Source organism: Rosettibacter primus (genome assembly GCF_036860675.1).
In the GTDB taxonomy this organism is placed as follows: Bacteria; Bacteroidota; Ignavibacteria; order Ignavibacteriales; family Melioribacteraceae; genus Rosettibacter; species Rosettibacter primus.
Map to the genome: position 1 here is coordinate 44,797 of NZ_JAYKGK010000003.1, position 20,773 is coordinate 65,569.

The window sequence follows — 20,773 nt, forward strand, 5'->3', positions numbered from 1 at the left end:
ATTTTAATGTCTATGGAAAGAATTGTAAACAAAGCAAAATCTTTTAAAGAAGCTGAGGAATGGGATATAATTCAACAAATTTCGCTTACTCCAGAAGAACGCCAAAAAATTGCCTACGAATTAAAAATTAAAGCTTACGGTCCTAATACTAAAGATGTAAGAGAAGTTAGAGTATGCAAAAAAATTTATATTTTTCACAAGACATAACTGAATTCCTTTATTTACTTTATAAATACAATGTAAAATACATCATTGACAAAAAAAATAATTTTTAATTGAAGAAAAATCATGAAAAAAATTGTAATCTTTGGTCCAGGTCCGCAATTTAAAGGTGGAATTGCAAATTACACATCGTCACTTGCAAGAGCACTGAGCAAATTAGAAGCAGAGGTTCATATAGTATCATGGACTAATCAATATCCATCAATTATTCCAAGAGATTTTATTGACCACTCAAGCCAAAAAAACTTTCTTGAAGGCACTCCAGTAAAAGTTCATTATGTAACTAATTATAATAATCCATTTTCATGGAGAAATACTGTTCGTGTAATTAAAGATTTTAATCCCGATATTGTTGTTTTTCAATGGGCTATTGCCATTCAAGGTTTGCCAATGGGTTATATTGCTAAAAGACTGAAGAAATGTTGTTCATGTGAAATTATTTTTGATTTACATGTTGTGTCACAAAAAGAAAGAAGTATAATTGATTCAATATTTTTAAAATATGCATTGTCAAAACCTCATACTTTTATAGTCCATTCATTCAAAACCTTTGAGGAATTAAAGGAAGTATTTCCAAAGCAAAAATTTATTTTGTACGAAAATCAAATTAGAGAAGACTATAAAAAAATTTCTTCTTCGGGTGAAAAACAGGTCATTAAACTCTATCATCCAGTTTATGATATGTTTACACCGAATATGAATGTAGATAGGGAAAAAGTCAGACAGGAGTTGGGATTAAGAAAATATGTTTTCTTGTTCTTTGGATTTATAAGAAAATATAAAGGATTACATAATGTAATTCGAGCTTTTGCAAAATTAGCAAAAGAAAGAGATGATGTTTCACTTTTAATTGTTGGAGAATCCTTCTGGCAAACATTGGATAATAAAAAATTGTCCACCAAAATTAAAAAATCAATTTTTGGATTTATTAAAAAATTATTAACAAAAGAAACAGAAGATGAAAGTGACTATCGACCTCTTGATTTAATAGATGAATTAGGAATTCGTGATAAAGTTGTTGTTATCAATCGTTATGTCCCAAATGAAGAAGTGCATAAATATTTTCAAGTTGCTGATTGCAATGTTTTGTTTTATGAAGTTGCGACTCCATCAGGTGTTGAATCAATGGCTTATAATTTCAAATTGCCAACTATTGCAACTGCAGTTGGCCATTTCCCGGAAACAATAAAACACGGTTACAATGGTTATCTTGCCGAGCCAAATAATGTTGAATCGATGTATCAGACAATGAAAGACTTCTTAAATAATCCAATTCCTCGTGGAAGAATTGAAGAGCAGGCAAAAAAATTAAGCTGGGAAAATTATGCCAAAGCAATTTTGAACGAGTAATAACTGCACTATTTTAAAAAATATAAAAATATTTTAAAGTTTATGCGAGAAATAAAATTTAGTATATCTCCGTGGTTCTACGTGAAAACCTCTGTGGAACTCCGTGTTAGAAAAATTTACACAGAGAACCGCAAAGAAAAAATATTATAAATTTTTGATATTGTTTAACCACGAAGGACACATAGTACAGCACAAAGAGACACAAAGCTTTATCCTTTGTGCAACTTTATGAAAAACTTAGTGAACTTTGTGGTAAAATTATTTCACACAAAGTTTTTTTGGTTTTTAATATCAAAAACTATTAAATAAATTAAATTCATTAAAAATTATTATAAAAAATGGTGCATAAATGAGTAAGTACAAAAAGGGAACTTTGGCTCAGTCTCAAAAAAAGGAATTAGGCTTTTCCATTGAAAATTTAATTCCGGAAAAATATCACACTGCATTGCTCTTATTAATAATTGTACTTTTGATGCTCATCTTTTTTTCGCCAATTATGTTTGGAGATAAAACCACATCTTCAGGTGATTTAATACAGGTAAAAAGCATGCGTCAATATGCATTGAAAGACAGGGAAGGAGTGTCGCTCTGGAATCCACATATTTTCTGCGGCATGCCGGCTGTGGTTACTTCAATGTCACCAAGATATTATGATTTAACAGCAATGCTTTACTCTTATGCTTCAAGAATTTATTCTGCTGCTTTCAAAAATTATAATGCTGTTTACACATTTAATTTATTAATTCTCGCTTTTACTGCTTTTTTCTTTATGAGAAGTTTTGGTGCTTCAAGAGGTATAAGTTTTCTAGTAGCTACGGCAACTGCATTCAGCACAGGAATTATTGTTTTATTTTTTATTGGTCATACAACCAAACTTATGTCTCTTTCTATTTTCCCTTTTATATTAATGATGCTCTTCAAGTTTCAAAAAGAAATTAAATTGATTGATATTTTATTGTTTGTAATTGGACTTCACTATTTAGTCTTTGGTGCTCATGTTCAAATTGTATTTTATTTTGGTTTAGTTGGGTTAGTATATTTTATTTACTTCTTTGCTTATTCATTTATTAAAAAAGATAAATTCTTACAAAAGCAATTATTAAAATCACTTCTGATTTCAATTTTTGCAGCAGCCATTGCTGTAATAATGTCTTACGATACTTATGGTCAAATTTATGAGTACAATCCATACTCAACAAGAGGAACGAAAAGTATACTGGAAAAACAAAATCAATTGGCAGGTTCAGCAAGTGATTCATATGAATATGCAACAAACTGGTCATTCTCTCCAGGTGAAGTGTTGACATTCATTATACCATCTTATTATGGATTTGGAAAATCTACTTATCAAGGGCCGCTTACAAACAATCAACCCGTTGAAGTAAATACTTACTTCGGTCAAATGCCTTTTGTAGATACTGCAATGTATATGGGAGTAATAATTTTTGCTCTTGCAATTTTCACTTTAATTATTAGATGGAAAGAACCAATAATTCAATTTTTCGGAATTGTTGTAGTTTTCTTTCTCCTTATTTCATTTGGAAGAACTTTCCCGCTCATTTATAATCTTATGTATTATTACTTCCCATTTTTTGATAAGTTCAGAACTCCATCAATGATATTGCATGTTCTGCAAATCTTATTCCCAATTCTTGCAGGCTTCGGGGTAATGAGAATAATTTCTTTAAGAGAAGAAAAAAATTCAAAGATATTGAAAAACATTAAGAACACAGCATTAATATTTTCTATACTATTTGTTTTGTCGATTCTCCTAAGTGGAACTATTTCCGATTGGTTTGTAAATAGAGTTAAAGCATATGCATCTAATTTGGCAAATCAACAAGAATCGCAAATGTTTATTGCACTGTCAGATTATATGGCAGATATGTTCAGAGGTGATTTACAAATAGCAATGGCTTTGTTATCAATTACATTTGGATTGATTTATGCTTATCTAAATGTAAAAATAAACAAACAATTATTACTTACAGCTTTAGCATTTTTTATATTGTTTGATTTATTCAGAATTGGTAATCGCGGTGCAAGTTATGTTGATGCAAAACAAATTGATGAACTTTTCAATGAACCAGATTATGTAACTGCAATTAAACAACAAAATGATAAAGAGCCATTTAGAATACTTAATCTAAAACAAGATGGTTCTCTTGGTTCTCTAAGAAACAATGCGAATTACAATGTCTATTTTTTGCTTGAGGATTTTTTTGGTTACTCTGCTGTCAAACCACGCACATATCAAGATATTGTTGATGTTGTTTCTCCTGTAAATGTTACTTTATGGAGAATGTTAAATGTCAAATACATTGTCACAAATCAACCTTACAATCCTGACGGTTTTGTGCCTGTTTATCAATCAGCAAATACTTTTGTTTACAAAAATGAAAAGGCACTGCCGCGTGTGTATTTCGTAGACAGTGTGCTTGCTGAAAAACCATTAGAAATTTTAAATGCAATCAAAAATGATTCATTTGACCCACAAAATAAAGCTTATTTAGAGAATGTTGATTTTAAAATTGAACCGAAAGATACAACAACAAACGCTGTGATTACAAAATATCAGGACGAGCACATAACTGTTGAAACCAAATCAAATAGAAATAATTTCTTATTCTTCGGAACAACATATTTGCCGGCATGGAAAGCTTATATCGATGGTAACCAAATAAAAATTTATAAAACAAATTATGGATTTATGGGAATTGTAGTCCCTAAAGGAAATCACAAGGTTGAATTCATTTATGAACCTAAAGCATTCAAAATTGGGAAAAATCTTTCACTAATTTTAAATATAATTTTGTATGCAGGAATAATTGCAATTGTTGTTATGAGTCGTAAGAAAAATAAATGATAATATGATTGAGCGACTTAAAGATACATTAAGAGATGCGTTCATTTACAGTTTAAGCAACATTGCACCTAAGATAATTGGCGTTGTTCTGCTTCCAATTTACACTGCATATTTAAGCAGAGCCGAATTCGGAAGCTGGGATTTATTAGATGTAACTACAAATATACTTGCAGAAATTTTTCTTTTAGGTCAGGCAGCATCTATCATTTTTATTAATAACTCAAATGAATATAAAGACAAAAAACAAACTGCACTTTTTACACTCACACTTTTTCTTTTATCTGTCTGCATTCTGCTGATTTTGTTCTCAGAATTTTTCATTACAACATTTGGAAATATCTTTGATAACCCGGTTATAAAACCAATTTACCTGCGCATTATTGTATGGATTGTTCTTTTTAGAACATTGAACAATTTATTTTTATCAAAATATCGTGCTGATGAAAAAGCACTATTTTTTTCTTCGGTCAGCATTGTAAAACTTTTAATAATAGCTGCTCTCACATTATACTTTCTCATTAAATTAAATAAAGGAATCGAAGGAATATTTTTCTCTGCATTAATTGGCGAAGCAGTTGTAGCGATATTTCTAATAATAAAATTACTCGGTCATTTCAAATTAGAATTTGATATGGAAATATTAAGATTTTCGATAAAATTTGGTGTTCCGCTTACATTTGCATCTTTGGGTATAATGTTACTGAATTTAAGTGATAGATATATTATAACATACTTAATTGGCACTGAAGCAAATGCACTCTACGGATTAGGATATAGAATTGCAGGCATACTGAATATGGTTCTGATAATGCCATTTGGATTAAGTTTAATGCCTATTGCTTACAAGTATTATGGACAACCTGATGATAAAAGATTTTTTAGCAAGATTATGACATACTCAACTTTTTTATTTATCTGGGGTTGTATTGCAATTTCGTTGTTCAGCAAGGAAATTGTAAAAATATTTTCTGAGAAATCGGAATATTATGATGCATATTTAGTAGTGCCGGTTATTTTAATTTCATATGCATTTAGTGGAATGCGGCTTACAGCATCATTGGGAATGATGTTAACAAAAAATACAAAACACATTGCCACTATAACTTTGGGAGCTGCAGTATTAAACATAATACTTAATTTTATTTTCATTCCTTATTTTGGAATAATGGCAGCAGCTTTTAACACATTAATTGCATTTGTTTTGTTTTATATTATTACACATATAATTTCGAATAGATATTATAAAATCCCTTATGAAAAAAGAAAAATAATTTTGCTAATAGTTGTTGGTTCTGTATTATCCTCCTTTGTGTATTTGTTACCCGAAAGAATTGAATATATTTTTGTGAAGGTGGTTTTGATAGTGTTGTTTCCAGTGATTTTGTATGTGCTAAAATTTTATGAAACTCGTGAACTTGAATATATTAGAAATCCCAAGTTATTATTGTTACAATTTAACAATACAATAACAAGAAATGAAAAATAATACAAAAAAAGTATTGATCATTAGTTATTATTGGCCACCTGCAGGTGGTATAGCTGTACACCGTTGTTTAAAATTTGCCAAATATCTTAGAGAATTTGGCTGGGAACCAATTATATGCACAGCTGAAAATCCAGAATACCCTGTATTGGATGAATCTAATTTTAAAGATGTTCCGAAGGGAATAACAGTATTAAAAACAAGAATTTGGGAGCCATATAATTTATTTAAATTTATTACGGGTAAAAAGAAAGAAGAACGAATCCACAATGTATTTTTAGAAGAAGAAAAGCATACTTTAGCACATAAAATTGGAATTTGGATTAGAGGAAATATATTTATACCAGATGCTCGAAAATTTTGGATAAAACCCACTGCCAATTACCTAATAAAATATTTAAGTGAAAATCATGTAGATGTTTTATTTACAAATGGTCCCCCCCATACAAATCACATGATTGCTTATAAAATAAAAAGAAAATTAAATATTCCATGGCATGCCGATTTTCAAGATCCTTGGACACAAGTGGATTACTTCCCACAGCTAATGTTAAATCCAATATCAAGAAAAATTCATGAAGCTATGGAACAACGAGTTTTTAAGTATGCAGATAAAATCACAATATGTAGCGAAACATGGAAAAAAGATCTTGAATCAATAGGAGCAAATGATGTAGGAGTCATTGTATGGGGATATGATGAAGATGATTTTAAGGATATAAATGAAAGGTTATCAGATAAATTTACTTTGAGCCATTATGGAAGTCTTGGACCTGATAGAAATGCCAAAACTCTATGGAAAGTGCTATCAGATTTATCGAAAAAGAACGATGAATTTTCAGATGCTTTAGAAATTGAATTAGCTGGTTTTATTGGTCATTCAGTAATTGATGAGATAGAAAATTTAGGATTGAAAAAAAATTTGAAACTCTATCCTCATCTTACACGCTCAGAAACTATAAAAAGGATGCATCGTTCCCAAGTCCTTTTATTAATATTAAATAATATGCCGAATGTGAACGGAAGATTGCCTGGAAAACTTTTCGAGTATTTAGCTTCACGGAGACCCATTTTAGTAATTGGTCCCGAAAAAAGTGATGCATCAAAAATTGTTCATGGCGTTAATGCTGGTTATACATGTGATTTCAATGACTATGAAAAAACTTACGAAATAATTGTTAACTTGTTTAATAAATTCAAAGCTCGTGAATTATTTCCAAATCGAACAGACATTTCTCAGTATTCAAACAGAAACCTAACACAAAAATTAGCTGAATATTTAAATCATATTTCTAAGACGAAACAAAAATTTGTTCAGACTTATGGAGAAAAAAATAAAAGTATTATGCTTTACTGACAACTCTATAGGTAGAGATGTAGAGATGATATTACCAATTAGGTATTTTGCTGAACGATTTTTTAACTGTGAATTCTATCATGCTTTGAATATTGATATTCATCAAATATATAAACAAAAACCGGATATAATATTATCAGCAAATACAATTGGCTCAAATTTATATTTTGAAATATCTAAAATTGCACACGAACAGTCGATTCCCTTATTTGCTCTTATTTCGGAAGGAAATTTCAGAACAGATGGTTCATTTAATATTTGGGGTTTTAATCGGGATAAAAAATTTTATCAGGAATATGTATGTTGTTGGAGTGAAAGAACTGCTGAGTATTTAAAAAAAGAAGTACCTGAAGCTAAAGATAAAATTGTTGTTACAGGAGGCACTGGTTTTGATAGATATTCTATTTATGAATTTATGAATAAGGAAGAATTTCTTAAAAAGTATAATAAACAAAATTTTTCGAAAATAATTGGGTATGCCGGTTGGGCATTTGGCAAAAAAGACCATAAAAGAGGAATAGAAGAACTAATTGCCTACTTCAAAGGTGATGAATCTAAACTTGCATGGGTAGAAGAACAAAGAAAGAAAGTCCGTGATATTCTCAAAAATACAATTGAAAATAATTCTGATATACTTTTTATATTAAAACAACATCCTCAAGAAAACGCTCCTGAAAGGCCAGAACCTGTTACCAATGAAATGAGTGAACTGGTTCATTACAATAATGTGATATACTTATGCAATGAAGAATCAATTCACGATTTAATTTCAGTATCTGATATATGGACTTGCTTTGAATCCACAACAGCACTTGAAAGCTGGCTTATGGGGAAACAAACAATTTTTATTAATCCAGACCCTAATTTTAACAGAGATGCGCTATATAAAGGTTCTGCTCTTGCAACTAATTATAAAGAATTACAGAAAATGATAAATGAATTTTATAGCTATGGTAAAATAGAGAGTTTTTATAATACAGAAAAAACAATTGTAAGAAATCAATTAATAAAAGATATAATTGGCTATGGAGATGGCATGAATCATATTCGTGCTTCTTACTATTTTAAAAAAACGATAGAAAATTTTATTAGTGGTAAATATAAACCTAAATATAAATTTCATTTCTGGCATTGGTTAGTTTATATATTAATACGCATAGCAGGACCATTTTATAATCGCAAAATTTATTCTCGTTTATATAAATTTAAAAAGCATTTATGGGTGTTTGAAAATTATAAAATGGAAAAACTCCACAGGTTATACGAAAGTTATAAAAATTATTTAGATAAGTTTTATAATGATAATAATATTGAAAGAAAATTCTTTTCAGGGGAGCTATTTAAAAACATTTTTTGAATATGCTGGCATTATTTAATTCGTTTGAGCTTTGATAATATATTATAGTTTCTTTAATTTTTATCATTAGGGATCCATAAAATAATAGATTCTTTTCTACTGGAGTACTCAAATGAAAAAGAAAATTATCATGCTAATATTTTTTATCAATATTTCCCTTTTTGCAGGTTGGGAAAAACTGAAATCAAACACATCAGAATGGTTAACAGATGTATATTTTATTGATGATTTTATCGGTTATGCCGTTGGTACCAATGGTACAATTATTAAAACAATTGACGGTGGAGATAATTGGTCTAATGTTAGTATTAACATACCCGAGTGGTTACTTTCTGTATATTTCTTCGATAAAGATCACGGTTTTATAGTAGGAACAAACTCCATCATAATATCGACAGTTGATGGAGGTACAAGCTGGGAATATCAATATTTACCATATAATGTCAATTTTCATCAAATATTTTTTTCTGATAGAAACAAAGGGTGGATTGTAGGCGGTACACCTGAGGGTACTGGTATTCTGTTAAAAACGACAGACGCTGGTACTACATGGATACCTGTAATTACTGATTTGCCAGTCGAGCTATTGGGGATATATGTTTGTTCATCTAATCATAGCTATGTTATAGGAAGAAATGGTACTTTCCTCAAGTTTAATAATTCTGATTATTCTTGGTCAGTTAATAACATTTTTAATTTTGTATTCCAAGATGTGATATGCAATGGTGATGATATCTGGCTTGTTGGAGATCACGGGATTATATTAAAATCAACCGATAAAGGGTATTCATGGACATCCTTCGCTAAAATAACAGATAATCATCTATTTAAAATTAGATTTAATGGTAATAAAGGAATAATAGTTGGCGGATCGGGAAGCGGGTATTATTCTTACAGTTCAATTATAATGGAAACAGATGATGGAGGTACTAACTGGACATTGACACAGATTGAATCTTGGCCGAAATTATATTCCGTTGCATTCCCTTCATTAAAGAGAGCTTATGCCGTCGGATTTGATGGGATTATCTTAAGATACAGTCCTCAAATTACAGATATTACAAACAATGATGTCCCGCACCAATTTTTACTTAGCCAGAACTATCCTAATCCATTTAATATAGAAACAGTGATTAACTATTCATTGCCTAAGAACGGATATGTGTTACTAAAAGTTTATGATATTCTTGGGTGTGAAGTTATCTCACTTGTTAATGAGTATAAATCCGCGGGCACCTATAAAATAAAGTTTAATGGTAAAAGTGTAGCAGGCAATAGTGCTTTGCAAAGCGGTGTATATTTCTACAAATTAACATTTGAAGGAGTTAATATTATAAAAAAAATGATTTTAGTTAAATAAAATATATCATTAATACTCTTTAATAAAATACTTTCTTACTAATAATATTTGTTCGTTACAAATAAATTTTTCTTAATGCCAATATCTACAATGCCAGCTCAAAAAGTTATATTGATGCCTTTGAAAGAATCTTAATTAAATAACTGCCATACACTTTATTATCATAATAATTTCTTTGGCTTTCAAATTTGATAAGTTTTATCTATTGAGTATTTTTACTCAGCATTTAAGTAAATTTACTTAACATATTGAGTATTTTTATAAACACAAATTATGTGTATAAACGAAAACAGCACGATATAATATCAAAATGACTTAAAGAAAAAAGTAATTTTATTCAGGTGATTATAGGACCAAGACAATGCGGCAAAACCACATTAGCACAACAAGTAGCATCATCAATTAATATATAAACTCATTATATATCGGCTGATTCTCCCACTCCTCTTACACCAATTTAGCTTGAGCAACAGAGGGAAGCGGCAAAATTGTTATCTAAAAAAATTTTCTAAAGGTGCACTTTTAATCTTAGATTAAATTCAAAAAATTCATGGCTGGTCTGAAGTAGTAAAAAAATTATAGGATGAAGATAAAGCTAGTAAAATAAAATTTGAAAGTAATGATTCTTGGCAGTTCTCCATTATTAATCCAAAAAGGACTTACAGAAAGCTTAGCTGGCAGATTTGAACTAATTCCTCTTTATCATTGGAATTATAGAGAAATGAAAGAGACTTTTGGCTGGAATTTAGACAAGTTTATTTATTTGGGAGGTTATCCTGGTTCAGCCAAACTGATAAATGACGAGGAGAGATGGGCAAGTTACATCAGAGATTCATTGATTGAAACTACTATTTCGAGAGATATTTTTCTTCTACTAGAATTGATAGCAGCCTTTATTCCGACAATTATTCAAATCAGGCACTTCATACTCCTGTCAAATTGTTTATTATCAAAAATTATTAGGGCAACTTCATAATGCAGGCAATACTATTACCTTAACTCATTATCTGCAATTACTCTCAAATGCTGGGATGCTAACAGGTCTTCAAAAGTACTTAGGTTCAGAAATTCGACAGCGCTCTTCCAGTCCAAAATTTTTATCATTAAACAATGCTTTAATTTCATCACAATCTCAATATAACTTTAAAGAAGCAAAGCTAAACACTGACTTCTGGGGACGTTTGATTGAAAATGCAATTGGTTCACATTTATACTCGGCTACAATTGGTACAAAACTAAAATTAATGTACTGGAGAGAAGGTTCTTACAAGGTGGATTTTGTTTTACAAAAACGGATCTAATTTAATAGCTATAGAAGTTAAAAGCGGAAGATTAAAAGAAAGTTTAAGAGGTTTTGATATATTTTGTAAACAATATAATCCTAAAAGAAAATTATCAATTGGTTTAGGAGGAATTTCTATTGAAGAATTTTTATTAACTCCCCCAGATGAATGGTATAATTGATAAACTATCATTGCTTTGTTTTTTATAAAACAACAAATTGTTTTTATCATCTTAAATAAGTATTTGTTATTTTTATATAAAGCATATAAAAATATTTTTATTACAATGGACTATAATTTCATAAGTGAAATAATAAAAGAAAATAATAATATCAGCTTTGCATATTTATTTGGGTCAAGAGCAAATAACAATATCAGATTGGGCAGCGACCTTGATATAGCAGTTTATTTTGAAAATGAACCGTCACTTGATGAAATAGGTAAACTTTCATCTGAGCTTGAGATATTAACCAGTTGTGAAATAGATTTAATTAAATTGAACAATCTTTATGATACTAATCCAGAATTAGCTTATAATATTATTAAAGATGGAATATTAATTTTTCACAGGAATATTAACATTGCAAATGAGTTTAAAAAAAATGCGATACTGAGATACCTTGACTTCAAACCACTACGCGATAAATTTCATAACCTATTTTTAGAAAGATTATCTAAAAATAAATTTGCTTTATAAATGATAATAGACAAATTAAAGACATTAGAAGAGAATCTAAAAATTCTCAACAAAATTAAGAACACTTATAAACCCGATGATTTTCTTAAAGATAAAGTTGATGAATGGGGACTTAGGTATGGAATTTTTGAAAACATTCAAATAATAATTGATATTGCAAGCAGTATTGTTGCCGAGAAAAATTTAGGGACACCTAAAAATTATTCAGAAGCGGTTACATTGTTTGTCTCAAATAATTATATTGAAAATGAATTAGGAAGAAAATTAATTAAAATGATTGGACTTAGGAATTTGCTTGTTCATGAATATGGAATAATAGATATAAAAAAGTTATATGAATATCTAAATTCATTAGAAGATATTCGAGATTTTGTTAACACTATAAAAGAAATTGTTGCATAAATTAAGCTTCTTCACTTTTGTCTCCCATTTTACTTCTTCATAGTAACCAATACAAAAAAAATTTCATAAATTTGTTTTGAATAAATTTTGGATAAACATGGATGGCAAAACAATTTTAATTACAGGGGGCACTGGCTCATTCGGGAAAAAATTTGTCGAAACAGTTCTTAAAAGTTATAATCCCAAAAAGATTATTATTTACAGCCGTGATGAATTAAAACAATTTGAAATGCAGAATGACCCGCGTTTTCAAAAAGAAGGTGTATTGATGCGTTATTTTATTGGTGATGTTCGAGAACTCGATAGATTAAAACGAGCAATGGAGGGAGTCGATATTGTAATTCATGCAGCTGCATTAAAGCAGGTTCCTGCAGCAGAATATAATCCTTTCGAAGCCGTTAAGACAAATATTATTGGGGGCCAAAATGTAATTGATGCATGTCTTGCATCAAGTGTAAAAAAAGTTATTGCGCTGAGCACAGATAAAGCAGCTGCACCAGTTAATCTTTATGGTGCCACAAAATTAACTTCCGATAAACTATTTATCGCAGCAAATAATTATAAAGGCACTCATGATATTAAATTCTCAGTTGTTAGATATGGCAATGTAATGGGAAGCCGCGGTTCTGTAATTCCATTCTTCTTAGAAAAAAAGAAAACCGGCATTCTGCCAATTACTGATGAACGAATGACAAGATTTAATATTACTTTGCAGGAAGGCGTTGACTTCGTTTTATTTTGTCTGGATAAAATGTGGGGTGGCGAATTGTTTGTTCCTAAAATTCCTTCATATAAAATTCTTGACCTTGCAAAAGCAATTGCACCAGAATGCAAAATTGAAATTGTGGGAATAAGACCCGGAGAAAAAATTCATGAAGAAATGATAACTCAAGCTGATGCACTTAATACAATTGAATTTGAAAAATATTTTGTAATACTTCCTTCAGTTCAGCTTGGTAATAATAAACATTTGAAACTCTGGGATACAGAAGAATTCAGAACTAAAAGCAATAGCAAGCCGGGAAAATTTTGTGAATACGGATTTTCATATAATAGCGGAGCAAACCCTCACTTCTTATCTGTTGAAGAATTAAGAGAGCTAATTATAAAAAATGTGGATGGCGCAAAAGAAATCATTTATGGAGATTAAATGAAAAATATTTATTCATACGGCAAACAAACTATTGCTGAAGAAGACATTCAGGCTGTAGTCGAAATACTCAAATCTGACTGGTTGACTCAAGGACCGACTGTTAAAAAATTTGAAAATGAGCTCTCTTCAAAATTTGGAAGTAAATATGCTTCTGCTTGTGCTAATGGCACTGCAGGTTTACATTTAATTGCTTTATCATTAGGATGGAATAAAGATGATATTGTAATTACATCCCCCATTACATTTCTTGCAAGTGCAAATTGTGCAGTTTACACTGGGGCAAAAGTTGACTTTGCAGATATAGATTATTCTTCATACACAATAGACCCAAACAAATTAGAAGACAAAATAAAATTCTATTTATCACAAAATAAAAATGTAAAAGCCGTCGTTGCTGTTGATTATGCTGGGCATCCATGTGATTGGGGAGCACTAAAAACGCTAAAAGAAAAATATGATTTTCAACTCGTGAATGATTTTTGTCATGCTCTCGGAGCAGAATATAAAAACGATTTTAAATATGCAGTTAAATATGCTGATGCAGTTAACTTAAGCTTTCACCCCGTAAAACATATTACTACTGGCGAAGGCGGCGCAGTTTTGACTAACAATGAAGAATTAGACAAACAAATTAAAACATTAAGAACTCATGGAATGACAAAAGATGAATCAATATTAGAAAAAAATGACGGACCTTGGTATTACGAAATGCACGAAATTGGTTTTAATTATCGAATTACTGATTTTCAATGTGCACTTGGAATAAGTCAATTAAAAAAACTCGATTTATTTGTCGAAAAGAGAAGAAATATTGCAAAGTATTATGATGATTTTTTTTCTCATGATGATAGATTTATAATTCCAGAAATTTCTAAAAAAGTTAAACACGCATATCATCTTTATCCACTTCAAATAAAATTTGATGAACTGAAAATTTCTAAAAAGGATTTCTTTCTTAAAATGAAAGAAAAAAATATTCTTCTACAGGTTCATTATATTCCTGTGCACTTACAACCTTTTTATAGAAAAAATTTTGGATTCAAAGAAGGAGATTTTCCGATTGCAGAAAAATTTTATAAAAGAGAAGTTTCTATCCCCATTTATCCATCATTGAACGAATCGGATTTGAATTATATTTCGGAATCAATTCTAAAAACTCTTAATGAATTGAAATGAAAATTTCCATAATCACAGAAGGTTTTCAGAATACTGGATATGGTCATATAACAAGATGCCTCTCTCTTTATCAAGCTTTTGAAGAAAAAAATATTTATCCAACTCTATACATTAATGGCGATGAGAAGGCAAAAAATTTTTTAGCAAACACAAATTATAAATTGATTAACTGGCTTAGTCATCCTGCAGCATTAATAAAAGAAATAATTAACAGCGACATACTTATTGTTGATTCATATCTTGCAAGTAAAGAATTTTACGATAACCTTTCAAAATTTTGCAAGATAATTTTAATAATCGATGATTATATGAGAGTCGATTATTCAAGCGGAATAATTTTAAATGGAACAATAAATGCAGAATCATTTCCATATCCACATAAATCAAATTTAGAATACTTACTTGGTACTAAGTTCATTCCAATACGAAAAGAATTCTGGAATGTCAGTCAAAGAAAATTTAACCGGGAATTAAAATCAATTTTGATAACCTATGGCGGTCAGGATATTCGTAATTTAACTATACCAACATTAAAAGCCATATATGATTTTAGTTCTGAGATTAATTTAAAAGTTGTATTTGGCAATAAAGATGAAGATGAAATTAATAAGCTAAAAGATAAATTTAGATTTGCAGAGTTTTATCATTCATTATCTGCAAATGAAATGAAAGAATTGATGATGAATTGTGATATTGCAATTGCCGCAGCAGGACAAACACTTTATGAACTTGCTGCAACAGGCACTCCAACCATCGCAGTAGAAGTAGCTGAAAATCAAAAGAACAATATTTTAGGATGGCACAAAGCCGGTTTTATTATCGAACCAATTTCTTATAGCGATATAAATTTCACAAAAAAGATTATTGACCAGATTGAAAAACTAAAATCAATAAGAGTAAGAAAAAAAATAAGCAGTATTGGAAAAACTAAAGTTGATGGACAAGGAAGTAGAAGAGTGGTAAATTATTTGATCGAAAAATATTGTCAACTGGAAGAATTTTATTTAAGAAAAGCAACATTTAATGATTCTAAAATAGTCTTTGAATTATCAAACGACCCAATTGTTCGCAGTCAATCAATTAATAAAAATTTTATACCTTGGGATGAACATTTAAAATGGTTCGAGAATAAAATAAACGACAAAAATTATTTATTCCTTCTTGCTTTCGATAAAAGTGATAATTTTATTGGTCAAATTAGATTTCAAATTGAAGACGACTCAGCTACTGTAAGCATAAGTATTACAGAAAAATTCAGAGGAAAAGGTTTATCAAAAAAAATAATTATCGAAGGATGTAAAAAAGTTTTTAATGAGTTTAATAACATTAAAAAAATTTTTGCATATATTTTGCCAGAGAATATAGCTTCAATAAATGGATTTAAATCTGCTGGTTTTAAATTCGTAAAGGAAGAAATGATTAATAACGAAAAATATTTAAAATTCATTTTAGAAAAAGATTGATATGAAAATTGCAAACATCAACTTAACAGAAAAAGTTTTTATAATTGCTGAACTCTCTGCAAATCATCAACAAAACTTTGATATTGCAGTTGAATCAATCAAAACAATTAAAGAATGCGGTGCTGATGCTGTAAAACTGCAAACTTACACTCCTGATACAATAACTATAAACTGCGATAATGAATATTTCCAAATAAAGCAGGGAACTATCTGGGATGGAACTACTCTTTATCAACTTTATCAAAAAGCTTATACACCATGGGACTGGCAGCCTAAATTAAAAAAGATTGCAGAAGAACTTGGTTTAATTTGTTTTTCAACACCTTTTGATAAAACTGCAGTTGATTTTCTTGAAGAGATGGATGTTCCCGCATACAAAATTGCTTCCTTTGAAATTGTTGATATACCATTAATTGAATACGCTGCTTCAAAAGGGAAACCAATTATAATTTCAACTGGAATTGCTACAGAAGAAGAAATTAAAGAAGCTGTTGATGCTTGCAAAAGAATGAATAATAACCAGATTGCCTTATTGAAATGCACATCTGAATATCCAGCTCCAATTGAAGATGCTAATTTGAACACAATTCCTTTATTGAAAGAAAAATTTAATACAGTTGTTGGATTATCAGACCATACATTAGGAACAGTTGTGCCGGTTGCTGCTGTAGCTCTTGGTGCAAAAATTATTGAGAAACATTTTATACTTGATAAAAATCTTGGCGGACCAGATGCTTCATTTTCTTTAGAACCTCATGAATTCAAAAAAATGGTTGATGAAATCAGACAGGTTGAAAAAGCTCTTGGAAAATCATCCTTTGAACTTAATGATAAAATTAAAAAGAGCAGAACATTTGCAAGGTCTTTATTTGCAGTAAAGGATATTAAAGCAGGAGAGCAATTAACAGAAGAAAATATTAAATCAATTCGACCTTCTTATGGATTACCACCAAAGTATCTCAAAGATATTTTAGGTAAAAAGGCAAGAACCGATATTAAAAAAGGAACACCATTAAACTGGGATTTAATTGAGTAAATATTAGTTTAAGAGAAAATTTATTAGAGATATTTACTAAACTATTTTTATTAATTTAGTTATAAATAAAACATATTTATATGTATTTATAAATATTATGCGCTTAAAAAAAGAAAATATTGAAATTATAAAAACACTTGCGAAAAAATATTTTGGTGAGGATGCTAAAGTATACTTATTTGGTTCTCGTATAGATGATAATAAAAAGGGTGGGGATATAGACTTATACATAGAGACTGATGTTAAAGATAATATCATCGAAAAAAAAATTAAGTTAATAGGAGAACTTCATAAGGAATTAGGAGAACAAAAAATTGATATTGTAATAAATAATTTTACTCATAATAAAATTATATATCAGATTGCGAAAGAAGAGGGTATCCCTCTATGAAAAAGAATGAGTATATTTTAAATTCCGTAATAACAGAATGCTATAGACACCAAAGAAGAATGCAATTTGCATTTAATAAACTGAAATTATTGCTCCCTTTTACAACTGATAAGTTATCCAAACTTACTGATAACGAAATTGCTCTCTTAGACCAATTAATATACAGATTTACAAAACTTCAAGATGTCATAAGTAATAAGCTTTTTAAGTGTGTATTAATTATGCTAGATGAAGATGTAATTAATAAATCCCAAATTGACATATTTAACAGATTGGAACAACTTGAAAATTATTAATGACTATGATAGATGGAAAAGTTTAAGGGACTTAAGAAATGAGTTAACACATGAGTACGGCGAAAATGATAGTGAAACGGTGGAAAAATTAAATTTGTTGTTTACTAAAATACCTGAGCTAGAAAGTTATTTAATTGATATTGTAAATTACCTCAACTATAAAGGATTTTATCGTTAATAAAGACAAAAGAAATATTAATAATTAAAATGCACTTATTAATCAAAAATAAGATTATGAAAACTCATAAAGAATAATAAAATGGTTTACTATTATTTTTACAAAACATTAGAAAATAGCTTATAATGAACAAACAGAACTATCCTTGTAATATTTCTGCCATAGTTCAGGCACGAACTGGGTCAACACGTCTGCCAAACAAAATTTTTAAGGAACTTTGTGGTAAGCCAATTTTATGGCATGTTATAAATAGACTTTCATATTCTAAACTTATTAGCCAAATTATTATTGCCACAACTATTCTACCCGAAGATGATACGATTGAAGAGTTTTGTAAAATAAATAATATTCTTTTCTATCGCGGGAGCTCTGATGATGTTTTATCACGATATTATGAAACTGCAAAGAAATTTAACGCAGAAATCATAATTAGAATTACTTCTGATTGTCCTGTAATTGACCCACAAATAATTGATAAGATGATAAATAACTTTTTTGATTTTTATGATAAAGAAAAAATTGATTACATGAGCAATACAATTATTAGAACATTCCCGCGCGGACTCGATGCTGAAATTTTTCCTTTTAATGTCTTAGAAAAAACTCATCTCGAAGCAAAACAAAATTACGAACGAGAACATGTTACTCCTTATATCTATCAACATCCTGAAATTTTTAAGATAAAAAACTTTGCATGTGAAAAAGATTATTCATTTCACAGATGGACAGTTGATACAATTGAAGATTTTGAACTGATTGAAAAAATTTATGAATCTCTTTACAAAGAAAATGATATTTTTTATTTCGAGGATATATTAAAATTGTTCGAAAAATATCCTGACTTAGTAAACATAAATAAAGATATAAAACAAAAGCAGCTGAATGATTAAAAATATTAATCTTGAATGTTAGACTTCTTTTAACTTTTCTGTTTTATCAGCAATCTTTAATTTCTCAATCAATTCATCTAATTCTCCGTCGAGGATATTGTCAAGATTATAAAGAGTTAAGCCGATGCGATGGTCTGTAACTCTATTTTGGGGGAAATTATAAGTGCGAATTTTATCACTTCTATCACCTTTCCTAACCATTGATTTTCTTTGTGCTGCAATTTCATTCATTTGTTCTGCCATTTTCAAATCATATAATCGAGCTTTGAGAACTTTCATTGCTTTCTGGCGATTTTTTAACTGTGAGCGTTCATCCTGACATTGAACTACAATTCCAGTAGGTATGTGAGTAATTCGTATTGCAGTTTCAACTTTATTTACATTCTGACCTCCTGCACCACCGCTTCTATAAACATCAATTCTCAAATCATTCGGGTCTATATCAATTTCAATATCTTCTACTTCAGGAAGAATAACAACTGATGCAGCAGATGTATGAATACGGCCGCTTGCCTCTGTTACAGGAACTCTTTGAACACGGTGAACACCGCTTTCATACTTCATATCACCATAAACACCATCTCCAGAAAGTGAGAAAACAACTTCCTTAATTCCACCAAGTCCAGTTTCACTTAAATCAATTAATTCTTTTTTCCAGTTTCGTTTTTCTGCATATCTCGAATACATTCGATAAAGGTCTGCAGCAAACAATCCTGCTTCTTCTCCTCCTGTTCCAGCTCTAATTTCAACTATTACATTTTTATCATCATCAGGGTCTTTGGGAACCAAAAGTATTTTTATCTTTTCTTCGAGTTCTGCTAATTTTCTGTATAAATCTTTTAATTCACTTTCTGCTAATTCAACAAGTTCTTTATCATCAGATGTGTTAATAATTTCCTGATTGCCAACAATATGCCTCATTAATTCTTCGTATTCATTAAATGCTCTTACAATCTCTTCGAGTTCTCGTCTTTCTTTATTTAATGAAATCATTCGTGACTGATCCGAAATAATATTCGGGTCAGCAAGTTGTTCATTAATTTCGCTGTATTTTTCTTTTATTGATTTTAATTTTTCGTAAAGTTCCATAAAACCCTGAGAAAAACTATTCAAATATACAAAAAGTTTTGAATGCTTTAATTACTTACTTATAAAATTTCATTCTTTATTAAGTTTTTTTCTTTCTAAGAGGCAGAACCGCTATCTCTTTTCTCATATCAAAATATTTCGGATATGGTTTTAATTTATCAATGCTTTCTTGAGATGTATCAAACAACAAATTCAATGCTTCGTCAATATCTAAAAGCACAGGCATTCGATTATGAAAAGGTTCAATAAATTTATTTGGAGTTGTTGTTATGATTGAAACCGAAAGATTATCCTCTTTATCTTTATAAATAATTCCAGGGACAAAGAAATATTCTTCGTTATAAATATAAATTCTGTGTTGCACCTTTTTCCCATTGACTTCAATCCACTCATAAAAACTTGTCATAGGCACAAGACATCTATTGTTCATAAATAAATCGTTCCAGAATTTCTTTTCTTTTATTGTTTCCATTCTTGAATTGACAATTGTAGGTTTGTCCTTTGAAAATTTAATGCCCCAGTTGATTAGACTAATTTGCAATTTATTTCCTTCTCTATAGATACAAAGAATTTTATCATTTGGACGAATATTTTCCTTCTTAAATGTTTCGGTAAGTGAAGATGCATCAACATCATATTTTCTTTCCAGTATTTTCTGAATTAATATTGCGGCTTCAACCTTTGATTCAAATCCATAACACATAATTTTATCCTACAGCTAAAA

General features: G+C 29.6%; 22 protein-coding genes. 20 read left to right on the forward strand and 2 right to left on the reverse strand.

Going from position 1 to position 20,773, the window contains the following annotated elements; genetic code table 11:
- The first annotated feature begins 12 nt into the window (after positions 1-12).
- The 20 genes from VJY32_RS04975 (at position 13) to VJY32_RS05070 (ending at position 18,960) form a co-directional block, all read left to right on the forward strand.
- On the forward strand, positions 13-207 hold the full coding sequence (locus VJY32_RS04975) for a hypothetical protein (protein WP_353676794.1): 195 nt from the start codon (positions 13-15) through the stop codon (positions 205-207).
- An 81-nt stretch (positions 208-288) separates the two neighbouring features.
- Positions 289-1,572: a glycosyltransferase gene (locus VJY32_RS04980; protein ID WP_353676795.1), complete on the forward strand. Its 1,284-nt coding sequence runs from the start codon at positions 289-291 to the stop codon at positions 1,570-1,572.
- 349 nt (positions 1,573-1,921) lie between these two features.
- Entirely contained in the window at positions 1,922-4,438 is a 2,517-nt protein-coding gene (locus VJY32_RS04985; RefSeq protein WP_353676796.1) for a YfhO family protein, read from the forward strand.
- A 4-nt stretch (positions 4,439-4,442) separates the two neighbouring features.
- Entirely contained in the window at positions 4,443-5,924 is a 1,482-nt protein-coding gene (locus tag VJY32_RS04990) for a lipopolysaccharide biosynthesis protein (protein WP_353676797.1), read from the forward strand.
- The gene (locus VJY32_RS04995; protein ID WP_353676798.1) at positions 5,914-7,278 is read left to right on the forward strand and encodes a glycosyltransferase family protein; all 1,365 of its coding nucleotides are present in this window, start codon (positions 5,914-5,916) and stop codon (positions 7,276-7,278) included. Before VJY32_RS04990 ends, VJY32_RS04995 begins: the two co-directional genes overlap by 11 nt.
- 25 nt (positions 7,279-7,303) lie before the next feature.
- Entirely contained in the window at positions 7,304-8,635 is a 1,332-nt protein-coding gene (locus VJY32_RS05000; RefSeq protein ID WP_353676799.1) for a BFO_1060 family glycosyltransferase, read from the forward strand.
- A gap of 112 nt (positions 8,636-8,747) precedes the next feature.
- Positions 8,748-9,995 (forward strand): YCF48-related protein, encoded by a 1,248-nt coding sequence (locus VJY32_RS05005; RefSeq protein ID WP_353676800.1) that lies wholly within the window; start codon positions 8,748-8,750, stop codon positions 9,993-9,995.
- Between the two features lie 341 nt (positions 9,996-10,336).
- Positions 10,337-10,408 (forward strand): hypothetical protein, encoded by a 72-nt coding sequence (locus VJY32_RS05010; protein WP_353677062.1) that lies wholly within the window; start codon positions 10,337-10,339, stop codon positions 10,406-10,408.
- Between the two features lie 197 nt (positions 10,409-10,605).
- Positions 10,606-10,971 carry an ATP-binding protein gene (locus VJY32_RS05015; protein ID WP_353676801.1) on the forward strand — a complete coding sequence of 122 codons (366 nt, stop codon included), beginning with the start codon at positions 10,606-10,608 and terminating at the stop codon, positions 10,969-10,971.
- Between the two features lie 55 nt (positions 10,972-11,026).
- Positions 11,027-11,296: an ATP-binding protein gene (locus tag VJY32_RS05020; protein ID WP_353676802.1), complete on the forward strand. Its 270-nt coding sequence runs from the start codon at positions 11,027-11,029 to the stop codon at positions 11,294-11,296.
- Positions 11,274-11,459, forward strand: coding sequence for a hypothetical protein (locus VJY32_RS05025; RefSeq protein ID WP_353676803.1), 186 nt, complete (start codon positions 11,274-11,276; stop codon positions 11,457-11,459). The genes VJY32_RS05020 and VJY32_RS05025 overlap by 23 nt, the downstream gene beginning before the upstream one ends.
- Positions 11,460-11,564: 105 nt before the next feature.
- Entirely contained in the window at positions 11,565-11,975 is a 411-nt protein-coding gene (gene mntA / locus VJY32_RS05030; RefSeq protein ID WP_353676804.1) for a type VII toxin-antitoxin system MntA family adenylyltransferase antitoxin, read from the forward strand.
- On the forward strand, positions 11,976-12,377 hold the full coding sequence (gene hepT, locus VJY32_RS05035) for a type VII toxin-antitoxin system HepT family RNase toxin (RefSeq protein WP_353676805.1): 402 nt from the start codon (positions 11,976-11,978) through the stop codon (positions 12,375-12,377). It abuts the gene before it with no gap.
- Positions 12,378-12,474: 97 nt separating this feature from the next.
- Entirely contained in the window at positions 12,475-13,527 is a 1,053-nt protein-coding gene (gene pseB, locus VJY32_RS05040; protein WP_353676806.1) for a UDP-N-acetylglucosamine 4,6-dehydratase (inverting), read from the forward strand.
- Positions 13,528-14,706 carry a UDP-4-amino-4,6-dideoxy-N-acetyl-beta-L-altrosamine transaminase gene (gene pseC, locus VJY32_RS05045; RefSeq protein ID WP_353676807.1) on the forward strand — a complete coding sequence of 393 codons (1,179 nt, stop codon included), beginning with the start codon at positions 13,528-13,530 and terminating at the stop codon, positions 14,704-14,706. It abuts the gene before it with no gap.
- Positions 14,703-16,169, forward strand: a complete 1,467-nt coding sequence (pseG, locus tag VJY32_RS05050; protein WP_353676808.1) for a UDP-2,4-diacetamido-2,4,6-trideoxy-beta-L-altropyranose hydrolase — start codon at positions 14,703-14,705, stop codon at positions 16,167-16,169. The genes pseC and pseG overlap by 4 nt, the downstream gene beginning before the upstream one ends.
- A 1-nt stretch (position 16,170) precedes the next feature.
- Positions 16,171-17,205 carry a pseudaminic acid synthase gene (pseI, locus tag VJY32_RS05055; protein WP_353676809.1) on the forward strand — a complete coding sequence of 345 codons (1,035 nt, stop codon included), beginning with the start codon at positions 16,171-16,173 and terminating at the stop codon, positions 17,203-17,205.
- A 97-nt stretch (positions 17,206-17,302) separates the two neighbouring features.
- Positions 17,303-17,596: a nucleotidyltransferase family protein gene (locus VJY32_RS05060; RefSeq protein ID WP_353676810.1), complete on the forward strand. Its 294-nt coding sequence runs from the start codon at positions 17,303-17,305 to the stop codon at positions 17,594-17,596.
- Positions 17,593-17,892, forward strand: coding sequence for a hypothetical protein (locus VJY32_RS05065; protein ID WP_353676811.1), 300 nt, complete (start codon positions 17,593-17,595; stop codon positions 17,890-17,892). Before VJY32_RS05060 ends, VJY32_RS05065 begins: the two co-directional genes overlap by 4 nt.
- A gap of 303 nt (positions 17,893-18,195) precedes the next feature.
- On the forward strand, positions 18,196-18,960 hold the full coding sequence (locus VJY32_RS05070) for a cytidylyltransferase domain-containing protein (protein ID WP_353676812.1): 765 nt from the start codon (positions 18,196-18,198) through the stop codon (positions 18,958-18,960).
- A gap of 18 nt (positions 18,961-18,978) precedes the next feature.
- Here VJY32_RS05070 and prfA read toward each other — a convergent pair whose 3' ends face one another.
- Positions 18,979-20,049, reverse strand: a complete 1,071-nt coding sequence (gene prfA / locus VJY32_RS05075) for a peptide chain release factor 1 (protein ID WP_353676813.1) — start codon at positions 20,047-20,049, stop codon at positions 18,979-18,981.
- Positions 20,050-20,128: 79 nt separating this feature from the next.
- Entirely contained in the window at positions 20,129-20,752 is a 624-nt protein-coding gene (locus VJY32_RS05080) for an SOS response-associated peptidase (protein WP_353676814.1), read from the reverse strand.
- Positions 20,753-20,773: the final 21 nt, after the last annotated feature.